This is a genomic window from Candidatus Kuenenia sp., from assembly GCF_039794105.1.
In the GTDB taxonomy this organism is placed as follows: domain Bacteria; phylum Planctomycetota; class Brocadiia; order Brocadiales; family Brocadiaceae; genus Kuenenia.
Genome location: NZ_JBDIWA010000004.1, coordinates 73,447 through 97,149, shown reverse-complemented (window position 1 = coordinate 97,149; position 23,703 = coordinate 73,447). Strand labels below are relative to the sequence as shown.

General features: G+C 41.3%; 22 protein-coding genes and 1 pseudogene. All 23 read right to left on the bottom strand.

Features of this window, described 5'->3' with window-relative positions; all coding sequences use genetic code 11:
- Window positions 1-33: 33 nt before the first annotated feature.
- Window positions 34-1,002: a hypothetical protein gene (locus ABJL82_RS04155; protein WP_347273458.1), complete on the bottom strand. Its 969-nt coding sequence runs from the start codon at window positions 1,000-1,002 to the stop codon at window positions 34-36.
- A 2-nt stretch (window positions 1,003-1,004) separates the two neighbouring features.
- Entirely contained in the window at window positions 1,005-1,802 is a 798-nt protein-coding gene (locus tag ABJL82_RS04150) for a molecular chaperone TorD family protein (protein WP_347273456.1), read from the bottom strand.
- 14 nt (window positions 1,803-1,816) lie between these two features.
- Entirely contained in the window at window positions 1,817-3,049 is a 1,233-nt protein-coding gene (locus ABJL82_RS04145; RefSeq protein ID WP_347273455.1) for a 4Fe-4S dicluster domain-containing protein, read from the bottom strand.
- A 53-nt stretch (window positions 3,050-3,102) separates the two neighbouring features.
- A complete protein-coding gene (locus tag ABJL82_RS04140) occupies window positions 3,103-4,071 on the bottom strand; it encodes an ethylbenzene dehydrogenase-related protein (RefSeq protein WP_347273454.1) in 969 nt (322 codons plus the stop codon).
- Between the two features lie 438 nt (window positions 4,072-4,509).
- A complete protein-coding gene (locus tag ABJL82_RS04135; RefSeq protein ID WP_347273453.1) occupies window positions 4,510-5,058 on the bottom strand; it encodes a hypothetical protein in 549 nt (182 codons plus the stop codon).
- A 452-nt stretch (window positions 5,059-5,510) separates the two neighbouring features.
- A complete protein-coding gene (locus ABJL82_RS04130; protein WP_347273452.1) occupies window positions 5,511-6,848 on the bottom strand; it encodes a universal stress protein in 1,338 nt (445 codons plus the stop codon).
- 44 nt (window positions 6,849-6,892) lie between these two features.
- A complete protein-coding gene (locus ABJL82_RS04125; RefSeq protein WP_347273451.1) occupies window positions 6,893-7,459 on the bottom strand; it encodes a hypothetical protein in 567 nt (188 codons plus the stop codon).
- A gap of 2 nt (window positions 7,460-7,461) precedes the next feature.
- On the bottom strand, window positions 7,462-8,961 hold the full coding sequence (locus ABJL82_RS04120; protein WP_347273450.1) for a c-type cytochrome: 1,500 nt from the start codon (window positions 8,959-8,961) through the stop codon (window positions 7,462-7,464).
- A 15-nt stretch (window positions 8,962-8,976) separates the two neighbouring features.
- Entirely contained in the window at window positions 8,977-10,584 is a 1,608-nt protein-coding gene (locus ABJL82_RS04115; protein WP_347273449.1) for an ethylbenzene dehydrogenase-related protein, read from the bottom strand.
- Between the two features lie 78 nt (window positions 10,585-10,662).
- On the bottom strand, window positions 10,663-11,433 hold the full coding sequence (locus tag ABJL82_RS04110) for a cytochrome c (RefSeq protein WP_347273448.1): 771 nt from the start codon (window positions 11,431-11,433) through the stop codon (window positions 10,663-10,665).
- Between the two features lie 50 nt (window positions 11,434-11,483).
- Window positions 11,484-12,434 (bottom strand): c-type cytochrome, encoded by a 951-nt coding sequence (locus ABJL82_RS04105; RefSeq protein ID WP_347273447.1) that lies wholly within the window; start codon window positions 12,432-12,434, stop codon window positions 11,484-11,486.
- A 125-nt stretch (window positions 12,435-12,559) separates the two neighbouring features.
- Window positions 12,560-14,665, bottom strand: a complete 2,106-nt coding sequence (locus ABJL82_RS04100; RefSeq protein WP_347273446.1) for a cytochrome ubiquinol oxidase subunit I — start codon at window positions 14,663-14,665, stop codon at window positions 12,560-12,562.
- Window positions 14,666-14,723: 58 nt separating this feature from the next.
- The gene (locus ABJL82_RS04095) at window positions 14,724-15,467 is read right to left on the bottom strand and encodes a carboxypeptidase regulatory-like domain-containing protein (protein ID WP_347273445.1); all 744 of its coding nucleotides are present in this window, start codon (window positions 15,465-15,467) and stop codon (window positions 14,724-14,726) included.
- Between the two features lie 404 nt (window positions 15,468-15,871).
- Window positions 15,872-16,951, bottom strand: a complete 1,080-nt coding sequence (locus ABJL82_RS04090) for a carboxypeptidase-like regulatory domain-containing protein (RefSeq protein ID WP_347273444.1) — start codon at window positions 16,949-16,951, stop codon at window positions 15,872-15,874.
- A 401-nt stretch (window positions 16,952-17,352) separates the two neighbouring features.
- A complete protein-coding gene (locus tag ABJL82_RS04085) occupies window positions 17,353-18,234 on the bottom strand; it encodes a choice-of-anchor V domain-containing protein (protein ID WP_347273443.1) in 882 nt (293 codons plus the stop codon).
- 175 nt (window positions 18,235-18,409) lie between these two features.
- Entirely contained in the window at window positions 18,410-18,658 is a 249-nt protein-coding gene (locus ABJL82_RS04080; RefSeq protein WP_347273441.1) for a hypothetical protein, read from the bottom strand.
- A 309-nt stretch (window positions 18,659-18,967) separates the two neighbouring features.
- On the bottom strand, window positions 18,968-19,681 hold the full coding sequence (locus tag ABJL82_RS04075) for an ATP-binding protein (RefSeq protein WP_347273440.1): 714 nt from the start codon (window positions 19,679-19,681) through the stop codon (window positions 18,968-18,970).
- A gap of 87 nt (window positions 19,682-19,768) precedes the next feature.
- Window positions 19,769-20,155, bottom strand: a complete 387-nt coding sequence (locus tag ABJL82_RS04070) for a HEAT repeat domain-containing protein (protein WP_347273439.1) — start codon at window positions 20,153-20,155, stop codon at window positions 19,769-19,771.
- A gap of 91 nt (window positions 20,156-20,246) precedes the next feature.
- Window positions 20,247-21,016: pseudogene (locus ABJL82_RS04065) on the bottom strand (formate/nitrite transporter family protein).
- A gap of 194 nt (window positions 21,017-21,210) precedes the next feature.
- Window positions 21,211-22,050, bottom strand: a complete 840-nt coding sequence (locus tag ABJL82_RS04060; protein ID WP_347273438.1) for a formate/nitrite transporter family protein — start codon at window positions 22,048-22,050, stop codon at window positions 21,211-21,213.
- A 37-nt stretch (window positions 22,051-22,087) separates the two neighbouring features.
- The gene (locus ABJL82_RS04055; RefSeq protein ID WP_347273437.1) at window positions 22,088-22,276 is read right to left on the bottom strand and encodes a hypothetical protein; all 189 of its coding nucleotides are present in this window, start codon (window positions 22,274-22,276) and stop codon (window positions 22,088-22,090) included.
- Window positions 22,273-22,719, bottom strand: coding sequence for a hypothetical protein (locus ABJL82_RS04050; RefSeq protein ID WP_347273436.1), 447 nt, complete (start codon window positions 22,717-22,719; stop codon window positions 22,273-22,275). Before ABJL82_RS04050 ends, ABJL82_RS04055 begins: the two co-directional genes overlap by 4 nt.
- 115 nt (window positions 22,720-22,834) lie before the next feature.
- Window positions 22,835-23,662, bottom strand: coding sequence for a hypothetical protein (locus ABJL82_RS04045; RefSeq protein ID WP_347273435.1), 828 nt, complete (start codon window positions 23,660-23,662; stop codon window positions 22,835-22,837).
- Window positions 23,663-23,703: the final 41 nt, after the last annotated feature.

Genomic DNA, 23,703 nt, shown 5'->3' with positions numbered 1-23,703 from the left:
CCTTTCTAAAAAATAATTATAGTAATACAAAAGTTATATGCTGTGATGAGAAATCGCTTTTCTCGATTTATACATTTCAACACATCGGTCACAAGCTCCGTCCTCCGGTGACCAGTTGGAAAAATCCTGCCTTATATCTTGAACCGTTTCTATGTCTTCTTCAAGATTTTCGACCCATTTGTATGTCCTAAACTGGCATAAGGGGCAAAGAGCGCCTGGCAAAAGTATTTTTTTCTTCTGTCTTAGATTTTCAGGAATTTTGTCATCAGATAATCTCAGAACTTTATTAACATCATCTGCCAATTCCAATATCCTTCCGTGGGTGAGGTTTTCATCATTCCAAAGTACATCAAAAATCGCCCTTTTTTCCTCTTCAGAGAACCCCATATAGAGGGCAGAAAACTCTTCAAATCTGCTTTCTCTACAACCAATAGTCTCTTTGCCATCCTTCAATATGCGGCTATCTACATAAATATCCCAAAAAGTGCTGTATCGCTCCGTTACAATGCACTGTTCCATGGGATTTCCTCCCAGCAACTCACTTCTATAACCAAACGCCTCGCTTAACATATCAAGGATGTGCATTATTTCGTGCCGCAAAAATTTTCCCAGAAAAATATGATCACGAAAACGCTCGGCCAAAAGCTTTACTTTCATCCTTTTTTTTGCACTTTTTCCACTCAGATCTCTTACCAGGTCAGAACCTTCATCATGCTTGTTTTTTGCTTTAACGATTACTGTGCCAGCCACTAATTCCTCTAACTCTTCAAATTCATCAAGCGCCTTTTCCACCAGCACGACAAAACCAAGTTTGTTAAAAAAATCCCACTCTACTTTTCTGAATTGTATTGGCCGTTCTTCAAGGGAAAAATTCTCATATATAGGATCAACCTGAAGATGATATTCCTCGGAAAGCTTTGTATCCCCTTGTTCTTCTTTGTCCCTAATCGCCATGAACACAACCTCTTCAATCAAACCTGGGTCAAACTCAAACTTCATCATTATTAATTATCTCCCATCTCGTCAACAGAAGAAGCGCATGATAAACATTCATCAGGAGCCCCTGCTACAACATCCTGATTTAGATCTGACTCTTTGAATGTTTCGGTCTGAACTCCCAACAAGTCCATCTCTAACTTTATAAACTCCTTCATTACTTCAGAAATGGCAAAATAAAAGCCGTCTATGGATTTTTTCCCGAAAAGAAGGGCAAAAAGGGGCATCCATTTACCTGCATGTTCTTTTAAAAATTTCTTCTGAGCGTCCAGGCAAATTTCAGCCTCTTCCTTTCCATGATTTTCTATTGCATATGCCTGTTTATAAAGAAGAAATTGCAGAAACTCTAATTCCACACTGATATGGTCACAACGCTCTTTTTCTTCCTCAGAAATATCCAGTCCAAACGCACGGTAAAACCCTTGTATATCCGCTAAATCCTGCACCTGCTGAAACACATGAGCAGCACCATATTGACCCTCATACAAAGGACAATCTTTCGATATGGTATGCCCAACCACACGATTATATATTCGCTGTAACTTTTCTATATCTGTTGTACTATAGAATTCCTGCACGTTTTTTAAAGACTTCAACATCGCCGTCAAACTATCACTTTCCGTGTAGCATCTTTCTATCCTCTCCACAAGTTCATTAAAATCTTCGCCCTTTAAAATGGAAAGTTTTTTTTCTTCAGGAAACAGATAGCATGTTGACAATACCTGATACAACGCGCTTCTCGTCAGCAAATTCCCGACTTCTGCAACTTGATCAGTTTCCCGCAGGTCACTATTATTCACAACCATAAAATACCTCTAAATTAAATCGAGTTATAATGTTTATCAGGTCTAATGTGTACCGGTTCTTCCACAGTGGTTCGTACTACTTCTTTGCCATCTTCACCAAATCCAATTACAGTGTCATTGTACATCGTAAATTTTTTACCGTGGATTTCCGTCTCAAACACCTTCGGACCTTCTTCGATCTTATATTCATACACAATTGTCTGAGTCATCCTGAACAATGACATTACCGCAAGCAATTCCCTTGAAGGCACCATAAACTTTTCAATTGCCTCGTCCACGCCTGGCCCAAACATCTGTCTTAAATATGCCCTTGGAGCCCATCTTGGAGGAATATAATAAACGTTAGGTTCCGTTCCAAACTGCGGATACAGTGGTAGTGCGATCTTATGATGCCTTATTAACCAGGTAATCGGATTCTTGGGGTTGTCGTCAAGGAATCCCTGTAAGCGTATCTGTCCAACACAGGCGGACATACATCTCGTTTCCATTGGACGGCCGCCCGTTAATGGATCTCGACCCTCAATCCTCGGATAACAGGCGATACACTTTTCACTAACCCTGGTCAAGCCCCTATACATCGGCTTCTTGTAAGGACACTGTTCCACACACTTCCTGTAGCCACGGCACCGTTTTTGGTCTATCAGCACAATCCCATCTTCTTTTCTCTTGTAAATAGCTTTTCGGGGACAGGCTGCCAGACATCCGGGGTAAGTACAATGATTACATATCCTCTGAAGATAAAAAAACCAGCGGCTATGCTCCGGCAACGTCGAATATTCTCCCGGTTGATTGCTGCTCTTCGCTGTGTCTTCTCCAAAGTTCGGAGCCCGCCATTCCTTGTCTTCAGGAATATACCCCACTGCCCACTGGTTAATATTTTTCTTTTTTGCCACCTCGAAAATGGTATCCCCCTCATAGGTGCCGTAAGGCGCTCCTGTACCATACTGCGAGGTCTCCTTGTCTTTATCATCTGTATACCAAATGTTGTCAGGACTATCAATTAACTTAAGCGTCTTAACATCCCATGATTGCGGAAATCCGCCATAAGGTTTTGTCTCGACGTTATTCCACCACATGTACTCCTGCCCTTTATTAAAAGACCAGGTACTTTTACACGCCATAGTGCATGTTTGACATGCAATACACCTGTTAATGTTAAACACGGCAGCAAATTGATGTTTCGGCCTGGATTCAAAATAGGGATATTCCATACGTCTCCCTAAATGCCAGTTATGTACAAGTGTCATTTTCTAACTCTCCTTTCGATCAACAACACAAATCTAACATTTTTAAAATTTATTTATTGCCATGCAATTCTTTCCAACGACAGCGGGTGCCATTGTATAGAAATGTTTTTTTGCCCGTTTCTATCTTCTCTATCACCATTCCACACTGCCATATTGAAGTAAGTGCTTTCCCCTGGCACAAACTGAACATCCAGAGGGTCTCCGGTATTTAATGATCTGCAAAACACTACCGTCCATTTTTTGTTTTCAAATTTACTGTACCCATCGACATCCTGATGATCCTGTGTCGTTAATGTACCAAAACCTTCAGCATTTAAATCTTCAACGGCTCTACCCCGAGGCAAAGAAAGCAAATTATGAGCAGAATAACCGCCAGCTAATTCAGCGGCACTCTGTATCAAGCCTTTATGATAATCTACGCTATACGGATTAGTGCTGAAATCATCATGCATGTTCGGATATCTTGCCGGGCATTCCTCTATACCACCGGCAGCGTGCAAATCTGCTTCCCAGTCAGCCTTCCAATGCCACAAATTTACAGGCTTTTGCCTATCGCCCATTCTAGGGCTGAATTGTTCATCAACGCTTATCACTACCTTCCCCAAGGGAAACATAAGGGCTGCCCCATCTCTAAACTCCTGAGTAGCGATAGCCTGTTTATTATCGGTGGCATCGTCCCATGTCACCTGGAAATAAATTGCTATGCCATCGTGAACAGCCTTTACCTCTGCAGAATTCACCGACCCACCCCCGTTGGGAAACGCCTTATCTTGCTTTTGCAATTGAACCTGCACCCCTTCGGCATTTTTAAACGCACCCTCCAAAGCATCAACCGTAATGTGCGCGGGGATATCAATCTGCATATATTTTACATTCAGAACTTCTTTTGCCGGCGTAAATTCTTCTTCCGCCATGCCCTTTACCCCTTCCGCCTCCTCAGCGATACATAGCGCAACGCTCAAAAATAAACATCCCAGGAGGGCTACACTACTACTCCCCAATAAGCGATAAAACTTTTTCATCCCTCTCCTCCCTTAAATTTTTTCTCTAACAATTAAGACTTTTCACAAAATGAAAACCATGATTAAAAATCGATCTCCTTAAAATTATGAATACTTACTTTCCTTCTTACCAACCTCCTTCCTGAAACACTGCCTAAAAAAATACTTTGGCAGAGCAAAATTAGCAAGTTTTATTCCCTTATGCTTCAACATTTTTGGTTTTTAGGGAAAAATAGACGATTTTTTTACCCACAAGAAGATAGAAGAGCGAACACCATTTTCTCATTAAGGTTCTTTTGTTTTTCCAAGACATTTCTTGCCTGAAATATTTAATGAAACACTGAACAACAAAACTGCCAACTTGAAAGTGTTATTGAGTATGAACATACCCTTTTTTGTTAGCATAATACATTCTTACAAGGCAAAGCAAGGAAATGTTTTATTATAGACACATCCCATCTATCGGCCTGGACCATGACTGCCTGACTGATCAAACAGCCAATCTCTGTTTTTTTTATGACAATCAAAACATGTTTTTTCTATCATGTCTGCAAAAGCCTTTAACGTTTCCTCCTGACTCCCTTCCACTGCCATCTTTCTCACATTTAAGGCTTTATAGACGATTCCGCTTTGGAATAAAACAAATTCCTCCCGCAGTTTTGTTATTTTCCCGGCATCTTCAGGGTCAATACCCGCGCGTTTAAACCATTCGTTTTTTTTGGGGTCAAACGGAAAGAATACCTCGCTTATTTTGTAACTTTGTTCTACGACAGCGCCTGCCTCATTTGCTACATATTTTAAATTATTCTCCAGAATACCTGACAGCATATTAGTCAGGCGTTTTTCAATATCTTTCATCAATTCCTGCGTTGGCTCAATAACCCCTTCATGTTCAGCAGCTTTTCCGCCTGAACCCATAGCCTTGCAAGGAAATATGCCATCCCCCATACCTACCATAATTAATGCCAACACGCCAAAAACAACATATTTCATTTTTGTCATACTCATAAAATCCCATTCCTTTCTTAGTAATTTCCACAAACAGAAAACATTGAGCGAAAAAAAGTTTTCCTAAGACCAAGGTTGAGACAGCGCAAACATCATTCCCTTTTAAAGATGTTCGCTTGCCAACAAACAAAAACAAACTATTACTCATTTAACTATGCTACTATACAACATTACAAAACTACCCTTTTTTATTCTGTCAGAAAATGGCTCCCGCAGCTAGGCATTTCTATTTTGAAATCTATAATTCAAAAATGCAAACGAACGTATCTTTCATATTTCGTATTTAGCATTTCGGATTTCACAATTTAATATTAGGGCGTATTTTAAGTTAACTGCATCTGTATCTAAAAACGATAGTAGCGCGTTGCCTGAACAGGACTAAAATGTGCAGCATGTGGCATGTGAAAATGCTTTTTGATATGGAAGGAAATTAACTGCAGTGGTATAAAAAATCAGTGTGAATGGGATAAATCTTTACCCATGTATTGAGATTTTACCTCATTTACTATTTCTTCCGTAATTTCCTTATAGCCCTTCTCATTGGCATATTTCTCTATTCTTTTCCTCACTATGCCTCTGATAAAAGAAGGTATGCGTTCGGTCTGTTCACGCGCCACATTTGTCCAAATTAAAGGCACGCATTCCTTGGAAGAATCTTTTCCCTCTTCCTCATCGGTCAAAACAGTCTTTAATGTCTGTTCTTCAATAACACGATTACTGAATCCAGAATGTTTACGATCTTTCATATCGCCAACAGATTTTTCCGTCACTACAACAGAATGCTTCGCGGGGTCTATTGTTGATGTTATGTTGCCTCCGGCTAACATAATATTGCACGGCGCCAGTCTTAGCAAGTTTTCGGCTGTACTGCCGATGTCTAAGCCATTTGTATTGTGAACCCCTGTCCTTCCCACAACCAGCAGCGAAGGCTGTCCTTTTTTCAAGTACCGTAACACCTGGTCAAAAGGCTTTCCGTCCAATAAGACAGAAGACATTGCTACGCCCTCTTTCTTTGCGATATAACATGCGTTATCAAGATGGCTTTGATAAATCTTAGCAAGTCCTTTATCTATTATTTCCTCATGAAGAGTTTCTTGTTCTTTAAATCTGAAAATTTTCCCGGCTTCTTCAGAAAGTACTTTTGCTATACTTGCAAATGCCACACGGTGATAATGAGGATCGTATATCGATATCGCATTGATCTTCAAGTGAAAAGACCTTGAAAAAGAAATTGCCGACTTAATCCCTTCTAACGATTGCATACTTCCATCGACCGCAACAACAACGCGTTCCCCCAAGCCTCTTTTCTTTACCACTAGAACATCTGTTTTTAAGCGCCTGACAACACGTTCGCAAACGCTTCCAATAAGATTTTCATTGACAGAAGCAAGACCTAGCGCCCCTATGATTACCAAATCATAACTACCGCGTCCTGCTTCCTTAATTATTTCACAATAATTTTTACCTTCCAGCAAAATGTCTTCATGTTTAACATTTGCGCTTCTGCATTTCTTTTTGAAGACGTCAAGGTACGACTCTGAAATCATCTTCAAACCCTGGTTAATAAGTGATGTATGTAATTCGCGCTGTCTTTGCAACTCTTTTTCATCCTGGTACTTTTCCGGCAATCCTTCTTCCATGTCACGAAAGCGCCTCTGGTGCAATGACGCGTCATAAACATGGCAACCGACCAGAAGTGAGCCGTATTTTAACGAGATCGCAATGCCTATATCGATACAATAATCAGAGTATATTGAATTATCTATCGGTATTAATATCTTTTTATACATAACTCTATTTCTTTAAATACAAATTAAAAAAAATTCTCTGCGATTTAAGCAGATTCGCTTTTCAACTTCTTCCACTCGCTGATTGCGCCGCCAGCTAAAGCCACAGTGATTACCGCAATAAATAACCATCGAAACGCAGTTTTCAAATCAGCAGTCTTTCCTCCCTCAACAACAGATTCTTTCTCGGCTGCAGCCACTTTTATTGTTTTTTCAACAGAAAGCCCCTTAATAAAACCTGCCAGCTCTTTAATTCTGTTCTCGGTAAAGACATTTCCCCATGGCGGACAAAGATTGGATTTCCCAATGGAAACCGTTCCACTGGTAATTGATTTGATTAAATCCGATTCCGGCCTCGTCGCCATGTATGCTGCATCCGTAAAATTCCTTGGTTTAGGGTTCAAATCTATCGTGTAAAAGGTACCCCTACCATCGCCGTTTTTCCCGTGACACGGCGAACAATAATACTCAAATGAAGCTTTTGCCGAGATCAAAAACTCTGTATCCCTTGCATAAGTTATCAATTCCTTCGCAAAACAGACACCGCCCGTCAAAAACAAAACAAACACCGGAATGATAAAATTTTTCCCTTTTAAAAACAAAAAATGATTCATTGTTAATTTCCCTCTTTTCCCTTGACGTGATCAATCAAGAATCCGACCAACGACTTGATTTCCTGATCAGATAAACCATAATTAGGTTCTATTGCCCTCGGATTCGCCAATATCGGATTCTTCAAGTGATGAAACATATATGCAGGCTGCAACCGGTCGCCAACGGTGCCCAGATTTGGCCCTACAACACCACCACCCTTAGTTCCTTCTGCGTGACAGGCATTGCATCCTTTATCGTAAAACAAGTTCTTCCCTGCCTCAACTATCTCCTGAGATGGCTTTTCATTGTCAAAAATTCCCGAAGGAAGCTTCTTGTTTGTAAGATATTTTTCCATAAACTCAGTAGCAAAAGTGGCATCTTCTCTCGTCAAGTTAAATTTTTGCATCTGCTGGCTCAGAGGCCGTATAATATCAGGAGCCTTTAGAAATTCATTTTCCCAATCCATTTTCATTTTTGTTCCAGCTTCTGTAAGATTGGGAGCATAAGTACCCCCTTTTTTCTGAATGGTGTGGCAGGTTAAACATCTAATTTCATACAAAACCTTCTCAAATCCTTCTAGTTTTACCCTATTTCTCTCAACAACCGGCATTAATTCACTCAAGCCTTTGATATCGTGACAAACGAAACAACGCGATCTTTCAACAACCTCTTTCCCTTTTGATATAAGGGCGCTGTCACCTTTAATTGTACTGTATTCAGCATTAGTCAAAAACTTTGTTTCTTCGATAGTTTTCGGAGTGCCACCATCACCCTGCTCGTCTTCGTCTTCGTATTCCTCTTCCGGCATAAACTGAGTGTCACGCATAACATACTCAACCAATCCTCGTATTTCTTCATCTGAAAATCTGAACTGCGCCATCATTGTATCAGGAAAATGCATCTTTGTATTTGCAAGCCAGTCATACAACCAATCTCTGTTAACTTTTGTAACAATACTTCCTAAATCAGGCCCTACGCCAACATTTCCGCCAAGACCTTTAACCGGATGACAAATGGTACAACGCGCACGGCCCCAAACCCCTTTTCCCATCTGGAATATTTGGTCCATTTTATCATATTCTTCGTCTGTCATATCGTCTTCGCGTTTTAACAAATATTCATCCCATTTAACCTTTGAAAGCCCATCATCTGCAATACTCCCCAAATACACAATCACTGCCTTAATCTCCTCAAACTCAAGACCCAAATCAGGCATCTTTGCATTCGGTACGACCTCCTTTGGGTTGGCGACCCATCTGGATATCCATTCAATGTTTGCTTTGTGCGTTACATTGGTGAGTATAGGCCCGTTTTTTACTCTTTTATATGGATCCTCAAGTTCAAACGGAAGAATAGACCACCCTTCAGGTATTTGGTATTTTTTATCTATTTCCAAAAACATTGGTTCAATACTTCTTTCTTGCGCCAAAGCTATACCAATACCAGCAAACAACGCAAAACACAGCAGTACCGCCGGCACAATTAATCTGTCACAAAATCCTGATATTAATTTTAACTGCATAAAAGCTCCTTGATATTATTGATCCTCTTCTTCTGACTTAGGCGGAAACCTTCTTAATCGAGCAAGGAACCAAAGCTCTACACTCGCTCCCATAACAACAGCAACTAATACATAGACAAATACCGTTTTAGGCATTGGTTTTTCAAGTAAGATATAATACCATGATGATACTGATTTTTGACTGCCCGCATCACCATTAGAACCATCCCACACTGCAAAGGCAATTGGTATCAGCTTACCTATCTCAAATTGTATATCCTTCTTCCCGCCCTCTGTCTTTAAAGGCCGTTTAAATACTACCTTCCACCGACCATTATCATGCAATCCTTCCCCCATGACATCTTGATTTTCCGGCGACTGTACAGAAATTTTCTTAAATCCCTTAGCATTCAGCTCTACGATCTCGCCTGGTTCATTTACAGGCGTTTCTGCTATTGAACCAAAACCTTCTTTCCAACAGGCCTTCCATTGCCACAGGTTGACCACCCCACCGGAATCACCCATTCCAAAATAAGGTTTTTTTAGCGATTCGGGTATTTTTACGGGAAATTGCAACGAAACGGCATCCCTGAAAATATCCTCCTGCAGGTTTGTACGATCATCCCATTCTACGAGAAAAGCAATCTCTCTGTCATTGTATAGCCCCCGAATCATCATAGAATCGATCGCAGGCTCCCACAACCGTGGATGTGCAATGATCTGCCCTGCTAATGGAATCTCCAGGGGCGCTGCCAACCCCCAAACTTCATCTGCAGGATGGTCAGGCAATTCACCTTCTTCCAAAAGCTTTACCTTTACAACAACATCAGAAGCCATTTTCTTTGACAGACTTTCCACATAGTGCGCCAGGCTCCACCGTTCCTCATCACTAAGCGTTTCTTTGTAAGAACCCATCGGAGTCTCGTTAAATCCGGTAGAAATCGTCCGATAAATATCACCAGCCGTGCTGCCCCCTTTATAGTTCCATGATTGCGTCAAATCCCTCGCACGATAAGACATGCCCCACTGCGTTTGCAAAGCAACCGTGAGCGGCCCATTGCCCCGTCCTTCTTCCCCGTGACAATTAAAACATTTCACTTGTTTAAATAGTTCTCGGCCTTTCTCAATACTCTCCTGAGTAGCAACTGCGCTTTCGACACCCAACACCGCAGGAGATGTTTCTTTCTTAAACTGTTCATTAAACGTCTTTATATAATAAATTACCTGCCATCTTTCCGCTTCGCTGATAGTACTCCAGAACGGCATCGCCGTTCCCTCTATACCGCTCGTTATAATACGGAAAAGATCTTCATCCGTCGGCACAGAACCAAATGGTGTGGACCTTACCTTAAACTCATTACGGGTAAAGTTCCGCGGTCTGGGAAACATAGTTCTGGAAGATGGTCCATCACCGGTACCGGTTATACCGTGACAATACCAGCATCTTTTTTCGTAAACCTTTTTTCCTTCTGCTACCGCATTCTGGTCTTCCGGTAATTTTTGAGGCGTCTCTCGTTTGTATGTTCTGAAAAAGTGAGATGCTTGCGCCTCAACCATTTCCACTTTGCAAAAAGCCACAACACCAAAAGCAATCAAGCTAAAATTAATTACTTTACTTTTAAACAGTTTTATCATTGTAGTCATTAGCTCTTCATTAAAATTAACATTAATTTCAAATTTTAAAATCCCGACAAAGATGGGACACCGTCAGACAAGGTGCCCTTATTCTGCTTTTTCTCTTTGCCGCGGCATCACGCCTGCCGTATCGTATTCTCCCATGATAATCTTCCACATTTGCTCATCTTCCAAATCACCTTCCCATGCAGGCATAGCAGAGTCCCACGGTGTGGATTCTGAAGGGAGACCAGGACCTCCCTCCTTAATTCTCCAGAAAAGATAGTTATCAACTACCGTTGCAATTGTACCAGGGTCCTGGAAATTAATTGGCCTCAGACGAAAAGAATTCGCAAACGGCCCGTTGCCGTCGGCCTTTGACCCATGGCATGGGCGGCAATACGCCTGAAAAAGCACTTTCCCTTCCTCAACACATCGCCTTTGAGTATCCGCATCTTTTCCTCTAAATGGATTTTCAAGCTTCTCATATTTTTGCGGCAGGGTAGGGTGCTGAATTCTTAATTCAACGGGTGAGGCGGCTCCAGGCAGAGAATAAGAATAAACAAACCAACCTACGACAAGCGGAAAGGCCATAAGAAATATTTTCTGCAAAAACATCTTAAGGAAGGCCCCTTTACCCGGCAATAAAAACCCTAAAAAATCGGCAAATTTCTGATTACTTGTCGTAGCGTAAACCAAACCTGCCAAAACCCCCATAATCAAGTACCATGTCATCAGAGTACTTGGAGTAGGCATAGGATGCCCTTTGCCCATTAGCACCTGAAAAACCCACGGAGATACATATTTCAGGAAGAAAAATAAAAATATGACCGCCGCAACAACCCAAAACATTAAATATGGACTTCGCTTATTCCCCATTAATAAACACTCCTAACGTTAACTATCGCCCTAACCATCTTCACCAAGACCTACTTTAAACTTCTCAAATATTCGATTACTGCATAAAACTGGCGTACACTTAGCAACTCACTTATATTCCCAGGCATAATAGAGACGTCCTGCTTCTTCATATCTTCAATCTCCTCTTTCGGAATAACCACCTCTTCCATAGATCCGCTTTCTTCTATTATCAATGTAAGTTCTTCTTCCGTATCGCTTTTTATTAATCCGTTGTAAGGGATACCATCTGCCGTTATTACAAAGACCGTCTCAAAACCCTTTACGATAACAGCGCTTGGATCCAGGATAGACTCAACAAAATACTGTGGAGTCTGAATTGCTCCAATGCCTGTGAGTTCTGGCCCGACTTTTTGACCCTTGCCGCTTACCATATGACATTTGCCACAAGTAACATCAAGCGATTCATCAAAAAATATCTGTTCCCCCTCTTCCGCGGTAACTGCCATAGGAGGTGTCCAAGGCGCCACCTTTGTCTTAGAAGCTTCCGGTATTTTATCCTTAAACTTCATAATGGCATCTAAATCCGGCTCCCCCCCAAGGGATTGCAAATAGGCCAGAACAGCAAGTATTTTCTCACGCGACAACATGATTGGGGGATCATACACCCTTGGCATAATCTTATCAAACCCCTCCACCACGTATTTTTCCGGGTCAATTATCGATTCTACCAAATACTCTAAACCGCCGGACAAACCAAGCTCTTTCGCCCTTTCCTCTGCCCTCTCTGCCAATCCTTCCTGATCAGGCCCTCTTGTAGCACTGCCGCTGGAACCTATTTTGTGGCACGTACTACACTGTCCATCGCCCCAGAAAATTTGCTCTCCGGCTTCAGCAGAAACACCGGTTGCAGTTCCCCCCCCGCCCGTACCAGACAAACCAGTAACATAGACGGTGATGTACATGTAAAACCCTATGACAGCAACTCCAAATGCAACAATTTTTAACATCGTCTTATTCATAAGCCTTCTTTTGCCTTCTTCTTACCACCATGATCTTAAAAATTTATCAACACAATCATTATTCATCATAATGAGTCCATCACTAAGGCCGCCAAATGATAGATCAACGAACAGTCTATACAACACTATACTTCTGCCTCAGTTTTTACTTTTTTATCTCCCAGATTTGCCAGCCAAAACACAAACGCCACCAAGCCAAGGAATAGCGCCACGATCAAGCCAACGATCCTTCCCATATAAGAAAGCGTCGGAGTATACGCCCATTGAGATGTATCCTGCATAAGCCCGTATACATGCCAATCCATACGCAAGCCAGAGCGAATAAACCCCATAAGCCCCATCAAAATGACAATTACTATACATAGCATTAGCAATGCATATTGAGACCTTACAGGCATTTTACCCCAAACTATGTCACCAACGACTTTTGCTTTACGGAATACCAAAATATCAATAACCGTATTCATAATTAAACAACTCATCACAATCGAAACCTGGGTCACCGATAAATAGCGCAGCACAATATTGGCCTTCTGCATAACCTGGAAACCATAATACCAAAAATAAAGAACCGCAATGCCTGCCGTCACTAGGAACAACATGGATTGCGCAAGCTTGCCTTTATTCCTGAATGTTAAAAAGGCTGCAAGGCAAACCGCAAAAGATTGTATATAAAGTGCTGTAATTAATGGTTTTACATAAACCTTCGTTTGCGCTTCCAGGTCGACAAAACTTAACGAAACCGCATAAGAAAGAAGCATTAGCAAACAAAAGCCCAGCGCAGAGAAAATACCTATCATGCCAGCCTTGCCTTGCTCAGAAAAACGCACCGTCTCACCCTTATTACTCCTGCGATATATGAGAAAGGAAAAAAACGTCGACAAGATAATAAGATTTACCACGGCATTCTTGGCAGCCATGACCCCAAAATATTTTGAGAAAGGGTGATACTGCTCGCCAATCATCGCCCTTTCTTCTCCGCTTAATGGTAAATTATGGGGAGTAAGCCATACTGCAAAACACATAAAAATAATAACATTGAGGTATTTAATATACCCCGTATATCTTTCTGATCCTTTTATCCTTCCCATCCCAAGCCATAAATAATAATTAGCGCCTATAAACAACATGCCGATGAGTATCGCCTGGATAATGAATGTCCATGAAAAAGCGCCACCCATCATAATATTCCCCATAACAGGACTCGCACTATATACCTCACGCCCCAACCAATATCCCGCAAAGGGCAATGGAATTAATGCTCCAATACCTATAAAATTCCCAACATAGCCCATCCAGTCATAATGCGCCCTTTCTTCTTTGGTCTTCGAATTTAAGAATTTAACCGCGGCATAAGCGCCAACCACAAAACCGCCAAAACATACATTCGCAATCAAACGATGAAGATTGACGGGCATCCACAGCTCATTATAAAATGCTTCGTACAAACTCAGCAGCCTGCCAGTTTTCATACTAACACCTGATGGGCTCATCATATATGTCGCCCATGAATTAGTTATAAACATAAGCCCTGTGCCAAAGAGATTAAGCATGACGCCAAGCGCAATGTGGCACCACTTCTTCGTCGAAGTCCCTTTTAGGATATCCCACGAATAATAGTAACCATACAACGTGAACGCCTCGCCAAAAAACATTAGCGAATAGACGTACATTGTTGGAGCAAACACACTGGTCATATGGCTCATAAATTCAGGATACAAACCGAACAAACAAAAGGCCAACAACCCCCCTAACGAGGCCGTCGTTGCAAATGCAGCTGACAGCAACTTGGTAAACTCCTTCGCCATCTTATCATATTTTATATCGCCGCCTTTAAATCCAACGATCTCGACAATCACCGCAAAAATTGGCACGCCAAGTACAAATGCTGCAAACATCAGATGCAGCTCAGACACGATCCATACAATTATACGAGAATCCAGTCCAAAGAAAGACCGATACTGAACAGGCTCCAGCTCGCCCTCCTCCTCTTCTTCGGCTGGCGCCTCGCCTTCTCCCACGACTTTCGCGGCGCCCTCTTCAGATTGTGGCGCTCCAGAATCCGTCTCACCCTCAAACGCAGGCAATTCAACACCGATATCTTCAGCATGCGCAACAGAGAGCAACGAGCCATCTTGCCGGAAAAGAGAAAGAGCCGCACCGAATGCAATAACCAACAAAAGTACAAAAATGCTTTTTTGCTTTATCGACAATAACTTAGAATTATTCATTATATGGTACGCCTTTTCACAAGTAAGTTACACAAACCATAAAAACCCATCATCACACTTATTTTTTCTGATACACAAAATCTACTACCACTTCCCCACCGGCCGTTACGACAGCCCCACCCTTCTTCTTACCCAGCTTCTCTTGCCATACCGATACCTCATACGTACCGGCAGGAACATTGTCTATCCTGAATTTACCGTCAGCATCCGTAACCGCAAAGTAAGGATTCCCCTTCACCAAAAGGTACGAACTCATCCACTTATGAACATCACACGTTATTTTCACTATTTCAGGAACATCAAACTTCTTTACCATTTTGCCATTACCGGAAACACCTTCATTAAAAGCAGGGTTTCTAATCGACCATGAGTGCAGATTATGCATAATGGGGTCGCTGTTCAGCAAATTCACTTCGGCACCCGCACACACCGCAACAACGTGCGGTTCAAACACGCAGCCTTTCTGGTCCAAGGAAACCGGTGTCGTATCCAATGCCTTTCCTTCTTCAATGCCGTCCAAAGACACCACCGTATTCTTAATGCCCATATTGCCCGAATTGATCACCAGATCTTCCGACGCCTTCAACCCATGACCACATGTCTGCTCATCTTTATCAATCTTCAACATTTTTGCCGCAGGCACGCCACCCTCAAACTTTACCGTGCCTGCAATTGTTCCGCCGTTTTTCACCTCAATCACATTATAGACAGGCGCTTTCCCCTTTGCCATTACCGTTTGATTAACGCTCACCAAACTTAGCACAATACCACTTACCAAGATAACAATGTTTACGCTTTTCATCACTCCACCCTCCATACTTCCAAATATCCTAAATTTACAACAGAAACTATTCTGTTAAATGCACAACAAAATATGAATCATATCAAAACGGTCGGATATAATACTTTTACGAAATTAAATTGTCAACCAGAAACTTACAGACAAACCTGTAAAATTTTTCAGGCTCGTAGAACTCCGGCAACAGATGAAACACATATACAATACGCGTGCCTTTTTTAAAAAAAATATAAAAAAAATAAAATAAATTGTGTAACTAATGAATCTTCCATTTCTTAGTTTCCTGAAAGGGTAAGGGTGGGCTACCACGACGCAAAAAAATGAGTTTCACAAATGAAATGCCCGTTTCGCTTTTAGAATGCAAGCCTTTCAGAGTAACGATGAAAAATTTTTTGTATTTTTTATTATTAGTTTAACGTTCTTTTCAAAACTTCAATGTCTCTCGGTTTTATTGTTTTCCCGGACTCCACTACAACATCAGGCTCCATTTTGAAACGCCTTACCCACGTTGTTTCCAGCGGAGGCTTCCAATATAATTTATATTCGCCAGGCATAACATTCATAAAATGATAATAACCCTCATCATTCGTTACTACTTCAAGTTCCAAGGCACCATCTACCAGGCGATACTCCCTTGATAACAGACCACTTTTCTCAAGTCTGCGCAGTTGCACCTGGCAATCTTTTATAGGTTTTCCGCTTTTTAATATCCTTCCTTCTACGCTGCCAAGATTAGCATCTTGCAAAGCCGTTGCCTCTTCTGCCACTTCCCCATTAGTATCAGCCGCCTCCCCTGTCAACAATTTACCTTCTTCAACTCCGCTGGCGCTAGATGTTTTTTCATCCCCTATCCGGATTGCCCCTTCGTCAACGCTCGTTCCGAAATCAACAAATTCATTTTTATCGAATGTATCTTCTTCTTCCTCCTCAAAAACTTTTTTTGTTTTGAAACGATAATATTTCTTTGCATTTGATTTACCAACGATGTCTGTCCTTAATTCATCTGCCAATTCTTCTTCTCTATCATTTGCCTGGTTTTGTATTTGAGACTCAAGAGATTCGCGCTGCCGCTCTTCTTTGTTATCTATGTGTTTCTCCATTTCCGCCACATGCAATTTGTACGTTTTTTTAGCCGGAAACGTTTCCTCAACGCCATTCCCCTGAAATGATATCTGCAGAGAAGATATCGCAAGCGTAGGAATCATTACAATTATTTCATCTTTTTTTATTTCTTTCACCTTACATTTTAAAGATATTTCCTCTGTATTCAGGTGTATCACATCCGGGAAAGCATCCCTTTGTAAAAACAGCATATCCAAAGACTTCATGTCTCTTTTTGGTATTTCTATACTCACATACTCGTCCGTGACTCCCAGTATCCTGAAATCAATCTTTTTATCGATATCTTTCAACACAATTATATCTCCACGGGCAACGGTGAAAAATTGTATGCCCAAAAACAAAACCGTTACGTATAGTTTAACCATTTAATTCATTTCCCCACTGCAATGTATTCCTTATAAAACAGTATAACTTTCTCAAATTGGCAAAAGGATTTATTCAATCTTTCGCATTAGTTTATCATTCATTAATTGCATATCAAATAAAAAAGGAGTGATATGTACATCTCGTAAACTGCCGCAAGGGCAATGCATGTACGACGGGCATAAAAAGGCAGAAATACAAATACTTGCATCGCTAACGGCCTTCAGGTCTGCGAAAAAATCCTGAAATACTTCCCTCCTTCGGATAGATGAAATTACTGTACCAAATTTCACACACACACCATGAACCTTTATACATGCACAGTTTATTCAACAAAAAAGGGACATCACACCTTCATCGTGATGTCCCTTTTCCAAACATTTCTAAAAGATATAGGTGCCTTTTATTTTTTTCTTACCTTCACTACCAGTTTTGCCTTGCCTTTTTTGCCTTTTATTCCATCGGCCTTAAATGTTACTTTTGCGTTGCCATTCTTCTCCTTGGCAGTAATTGTGAACCTCGCCTCCCCATTTTCATTCGTTTCCACACTTTCAGGAGATATTTCTACGCGTTTATTACCCGCCTTACTTAATGATGCAGTAACTTTCACACCTTCTGCCGCACAGCCATTCGCACCCGTCACCGTTACCGTCACTTCATCACTTTCCCCAAACAACAGCTTTATTTTTGAATTAGGGACCTCTATACTTTTTGCCGCACACGAACCTGGCACTGCATCTTCAGCAACCATTGAGGCCGTTGTCGTATAAATATAATCACCCTTATTGGTTCCGTTGCCATTTGCCTCATTCCCTGCGCCGTAAATTGTAACAGGGTCATCGGCAGGACTAGAAGGCGCCATCCACACTACCGTCCAGCTTGAACCATCAGTTCCTCTTTCTGTGTGTGAAATATAATCGCCTTCTCCGGTTTGCGTCTTATTATCAACATTGTTAAAAAGCCCGACATGCTCATTTTTTGCATCCAAAGCAGAAAGCTGAAAACCATGTTTTGCACTGCTGGAATCACTAAATGATACGGTAATACTTACTTCTTCTCCAGGTGTATATGTGTCTGGCGCAGAAATGGAAAACACCGCACTGCCGGAATTCAATGCAAAAGAATCATGACACCCTGCTGTCGCACAGGTAGCAAAATTATCTGCAGGAGATCCTGTGTGTCCATCTTCAGGCCCCTTAAGAAATGCATGCGCGACATTCATGCCAACACTCATCATCGATAAAGAAAAAACAACACTTGCTGCAAACGTAAAAAGGCCTTTCATAAAAAGCCCCCTTTCTTTAAAAAAGCTTTGATATAATCATCCTGCATATTTGCTGCGCCTTTAATCAAATTGCGCATATTATATTACGCACAACATTTCATGTCAATATAGGTGCTGGAGGGGCTATGCAAGGCGATTACTAAATCTTAAACATGCCTTGCAAACTGGGGGTAGGTTACGCGACAAAGTCAATGCTACGTTTTAAATCATGGCGTGCATCACCATCTTTAAATTTGGATTTAACCGTGTGCGGCAAATCCTTTTCCTCTTTGTCGCTAATATTAGATTTGTTAGACTGGCTTGACGACTGTACTTGCGCCATCTTCCGGGCGGCTTCTTTTTTGGGATTATAGTGTGGCACAAGAGCCGCTGCATTCGCAACTACGTTTGTATTATCCCCTACCCTCGCCAATGCGTTTAACATAACTTGCCCTTTATGTTAAAATATTTAATGATAACGAAATGAATAAAATTCTCCAATACACGCTGAATCCTATCATTTTTCATCTAAAGCGCAAGCTTTTTTTGGATTTTATTTCTTTGTTTAGCCTGAAATTCTCACATTTTACAGTAAGCCATCCATGAAAATGAAAATAAGATATCGTCCCCCCTCTCTCTTTTTAAACCCCACAGCATTATTTATCCATTTTCCCTTGCGTGCAAACATGCGGGGATAATATCTTCTGTTTAAACAATTGACATGCCACACATAAATCCAGCGTCCGAAAGGCTTTCATGTACGGCCGCTTGTTGCCTTGCTTATTCTACGATCTAAATCAATAAGCCTTACGTTGCAATTGCCGCAAGAATGATATTTTGCGTTTTTTGCCATGAAACAAAGTTCTTTGACGATTTTAGGATTGCCATCTGAAAATTTATAGATGTCTTTTCTGAAATCGTCCGTGTGGCTGACATTAATATTGAATTCTTTAACAAAATGATCTACCAGTTTATCTGTGGCGGGTTTTTCAAGATTCGTTATTTCCACCTTTATAAAATCAAATAAAATCATGCGTAAATGGTCGATATCTTGTTTCCTTATTCCACGACTTATCATTATGAGAGGAATCTTTTTATCCATCACATATACAAAGAAGGAGTAGAGTCTCGGCGTAACTAATTCTACATGGTCGAAAATGATATATGCGGGTTTTTCCCTGTCCAGCATGCTAAAGAATACCTTTCTCAACATTGAAATGTTCATGTTAGTAATATTTTTGTTCCCTTTACCATGAAAGAGGATTGGGTTTATTAATGATTGCTTTAATGTCTTACTGCTTCGGGAATACAGCACATTTCTCCCTTTCCTCCGGTGCATTATTTCATGAATAATGGCGCTTTTGCCAGTCCCTTCCTCCCCGTAAATAATGATATTCTTCCTGCCGTTCATTAAGCCGGTTATAAATTGGCACTCTTCTTCTCTTCCAAACAACACATCTTTTTCCACCTATACCCCGTTTCTGCTCATTTTTTTTCAACTCATCGCATAAAGGACTTTCATTTATTTTGACTCTTAATTATTCAATTCACTTTTTCACTGTGATTTAAGGATGTGCCTGTCTACCAAGTCCCTTGCCGTTCTCCCAACAATGCCCACTTCCAAATCAGATCGATTCACAATAAACTCGACAGCATTGGGAATACCTATTTCCCTGAGAGTATTGAGTATTGCAATCTTTAAAAATGTACTGTCCGTTTTTTTAAAGAGTGTAATAAGAGGTTTAACCGCTTTTTCACTTTTCAGCCTGCCTATGATATATACTGCCCGCAAAACTGTTTCCTGTTCTGTATGCCTTAGCGCATTTATCAATTTTTTCTCATAATTCATGCCTTCATATTTCAATATATCCGCATTACAGAAAGGGCATGTTTCCTCAACCTCATTTATTTCCTTCCAACATTCCGGACAATAAAATGTCATGATACATCCATCCTTTGAATTAAATGAGAATCCAGAGAAATGAAGCAGAAAACCGGATTGCTGCTTTCGCAGGAATAGCAACTTACTTTTATCACTTACTATAGCTGTTGTGAGGCCGCAGATAAACAAACCAGAATACCACGCCCACCAAAACAACACCACCCACAAAGTTTCCAATGGTGACCGGAAAGAGATTGTTTATAAAAAATCCCTTCCACGTGAGTTGAGAGAGGTCTAAAACCTTTCCCGTCATCTCTTCTGCAGCAGCAACGACAGCCTGGTTTTTTCGCAATACTACACCCATCGGGATAAAATACATGTTCGCAACACAATGTTCAAACCCACTGGCAACAAAACCGCCGATAGGAAACAGCACTGAAAGCACCTTATCTGCCATGCTTCTGCCACTATAACATAACCAAACATTAAGGCATACCAGGGCATTACAAAGCACACCTCTTGCCAGGGCTGCCTCAAAAGAGAGGGTAGTCTTTTTGTGGGCGATAAGCAACGCCTTTGCGCCTGTCATAAAATGAAAAAATTCCCATTGATGCGCCATATACATCCAGATGACCATCAAGATCCCACCTATAAGTTACCCACATACACAATAATCCATATCCTGAGCAAATCCCGGGTTGTAATACGTTTGCTAAGATTGCCCATAACGTTGAGATTGTTACCGGTAAAGAGTTCGGCCCCGGCGGTTTCAACCAGTATGAGTCCGAGTGAAAACACTATACCCATAATAAGAGAGGTAATGCCTAAATGGAGGGCAGAATCACTCGTTACAAAAGTAGCAAACTGTGCACCCATGGCAACAAATATCCCAGCAAGGATACTCAATATAAAAGTCTGCATAACACGCAATCCGGCCCTTGTGACAGCCTTGTTTTCAACAATGGCAGCGGTTTGTACAGGTGAATACGCTGCGCCGGTGTGTGCTACCCGGCTGAATTCCGGCATATCATTTTCCATCAATTTTACACCGCCTTTCCTTTCTCAGGAAAGCGTAAGTATACAAACCAGTAAGCGCCTGCAACTAACACCATACCTCAGATTACGTTCCCGAGAACGACAGGACACAGGTTATCGAACAAAAATCCTTTAAAAAATGTAAGATTAGAAAGGTCTAATCTCCCGCCATGTACCTTTTCCGCAACTGTCAATACCATTCGGTTGTCTTTCAGAACAATCCCCATAGGGATAAGCCACATATTGACAACACCGTGCTCAAACCCACATGCCATTAGACAGGAAACAGGCCACAGTAACGACAGTATTTTATCAATATTGCTTTTACCGCTGTAACACAGCCAAACACCCAGACATGTCAGTGCATTGCCCATCATGCCACGCGCGAAGAGGACTCCAAACGAGGTGTTTACTTTCTCGTTAGCCATGAGAATAATTTTTGCGCCCAGCAGGTAGTTACTCATTGTCCATTGCTCAGAGACATATATCCATACTACCATAGTTAATGCACCAATAAGATTGCCAATAAACGCTATAATTACATGCCTCGTAAATGCCCTGCCGGTAATTTTTTGGGATAGAAAAGATATTGCGATAAGAGGGCTTCCCATAAAAAGTTCTGCGCCGGTGATTACAATCAAAACCATCGCCAGAGTAAAAGCCGCACCCCCGACGAGTTGATTTAAACCATAGCTTGAGGTTGCGGTATGGGTTACTAACACGGATAGTTGCGTACCAAGCGCAATAAAAACCCCTGCAAATATACTGCGACCAAGCAGGGCTAAAGCGTCAAGATTCGTCCTTGCACTACCTACCAGCTCAGCTTTCTTAGCCGTTTCAAACGGCTCACAGGCATCGACGGCAGTAACCGGATTGCCATACTCCCGATTGTTTATATCAATATCTTTTGTCTCTATCATAAAATCGACTCCTTATCTGATTTCTTGTTGGGCTTTTCTAGTAAAAGACGTCCAATATGAAAGCAAGTATACCGAGAACGAGTAGGATTAATGCGAGAAGGTTTGCCTTGGCGGTACCTACCGGTGCCGCTTTCTTCGCCGTTTCTGAAGGCTCACAGGCATCGACCTCAATAACTGGCGTGCCATACCCCCGATTGTTTATATCGCCATCTTTTATGTTTATCATAAAATCGACTCCTTATCTGATTTTCCGCCTGGCTTTTCTAATAAAAGACGTTCCATATCAAAAATCAAATCAATAATTCCATTAAGGTGTGGGTCGAGAACGTCTTCAAGCTCATTTGCAACGACTCCATACCTTTTCAACTTCCTTGCTTTGGCATCTTCAAGGATACACCAGCATGAAGACATTTTCCCAAAAATCTCCTTTGCCGGGTCTCTCGGTTCCTTTTCAAGATCAAATCTTTCTGAAAGCGCCTTTATTCTGTCTTTTATAAGCAACGTCCTTTTAAAAATTTCTCTTTTGACTCCTTCGTCCATGTTGCACTTCGTATCGTAAAGGATGCCATTATAGTCGTCGTTATTGAATACTTGTTCAATATACCGGATATTTTCCTCCATAATACGAAGGGCTATCGTAAGTCCTCTTTTTTGATCTTTATTCAGCATGAGGCATCCTCTTTATCACTTTCCTTGCCATCCTTCTCATTACACCAGCATAGGAATCCATCACATTAGGTATTCACGGTAACAATTCACGTGAGTGACAAGGCACGCGTTGTCATTACGCGGTTAAAAGTCTCTGATGGACTAATTTACTAACTCCATTTTCTGCGCTTCGTTGTGTTATCCCCTCATGTATGGCTTGTTCTATTCGCGCAATAGGGTCATTCCCAAGGCCTTTCAGTTGCCGGGCATAATATTCAATCGTTGCACAAATCCCTGATGTGGCATCACAGAGTATCCTGTCGCAATTACTGCTGATGTTGGATGCTATTTCTGCTATCATCTCATGCAAAACCAGTTTTCGGCGGGCCGGTTGTGAAAGAACGGAGCGCAGAATGGAATGAAACTTATTACCGGAAGTTGTCGTATACTCATGGACTATGCAATAAAAATTACTATCCTTGCATATATCCACAGAATATTCAAATTTGCCCATCGGTATCTCAAAGAGAATTTCTACGGCTGTTTTAAACTCATGGATAATGTCACTGGAGTGCCGCAGAAGATAGTCAACTGTCTCCTGTATATGCTTTAAGATTGCCCTCTCAAAGTCATTTCTAAACACATCAAACCCCTTACCAATTTCCTGTCTGATAATTTTCTGCATTTCATTTCTCAAAACGGTGGGATTGGTATCCGGATTTTTTCCAAAAAAATCATGGAGACATTGCTTTGTCCTCAGTATTTCCTTTTCCTCAAAATCCTTTACTATTTTCTTTGCCTTTAAGCACAACATACCCAATTTGTCCTCGATCAAATACAAAATATTTTCCTTATCCTGTTTTAGGGTTGCGGCAAGGAGGCGGAAGGTGTCAAACACATTTTTCACGTCTTCCCAAGATGCATCTCGTATTTTTTTCTCAATAATGCCAATTGCTTTTTCCATATCTCCCTCCTATAAAAATTCGACAAGGGCATTATTTCTTT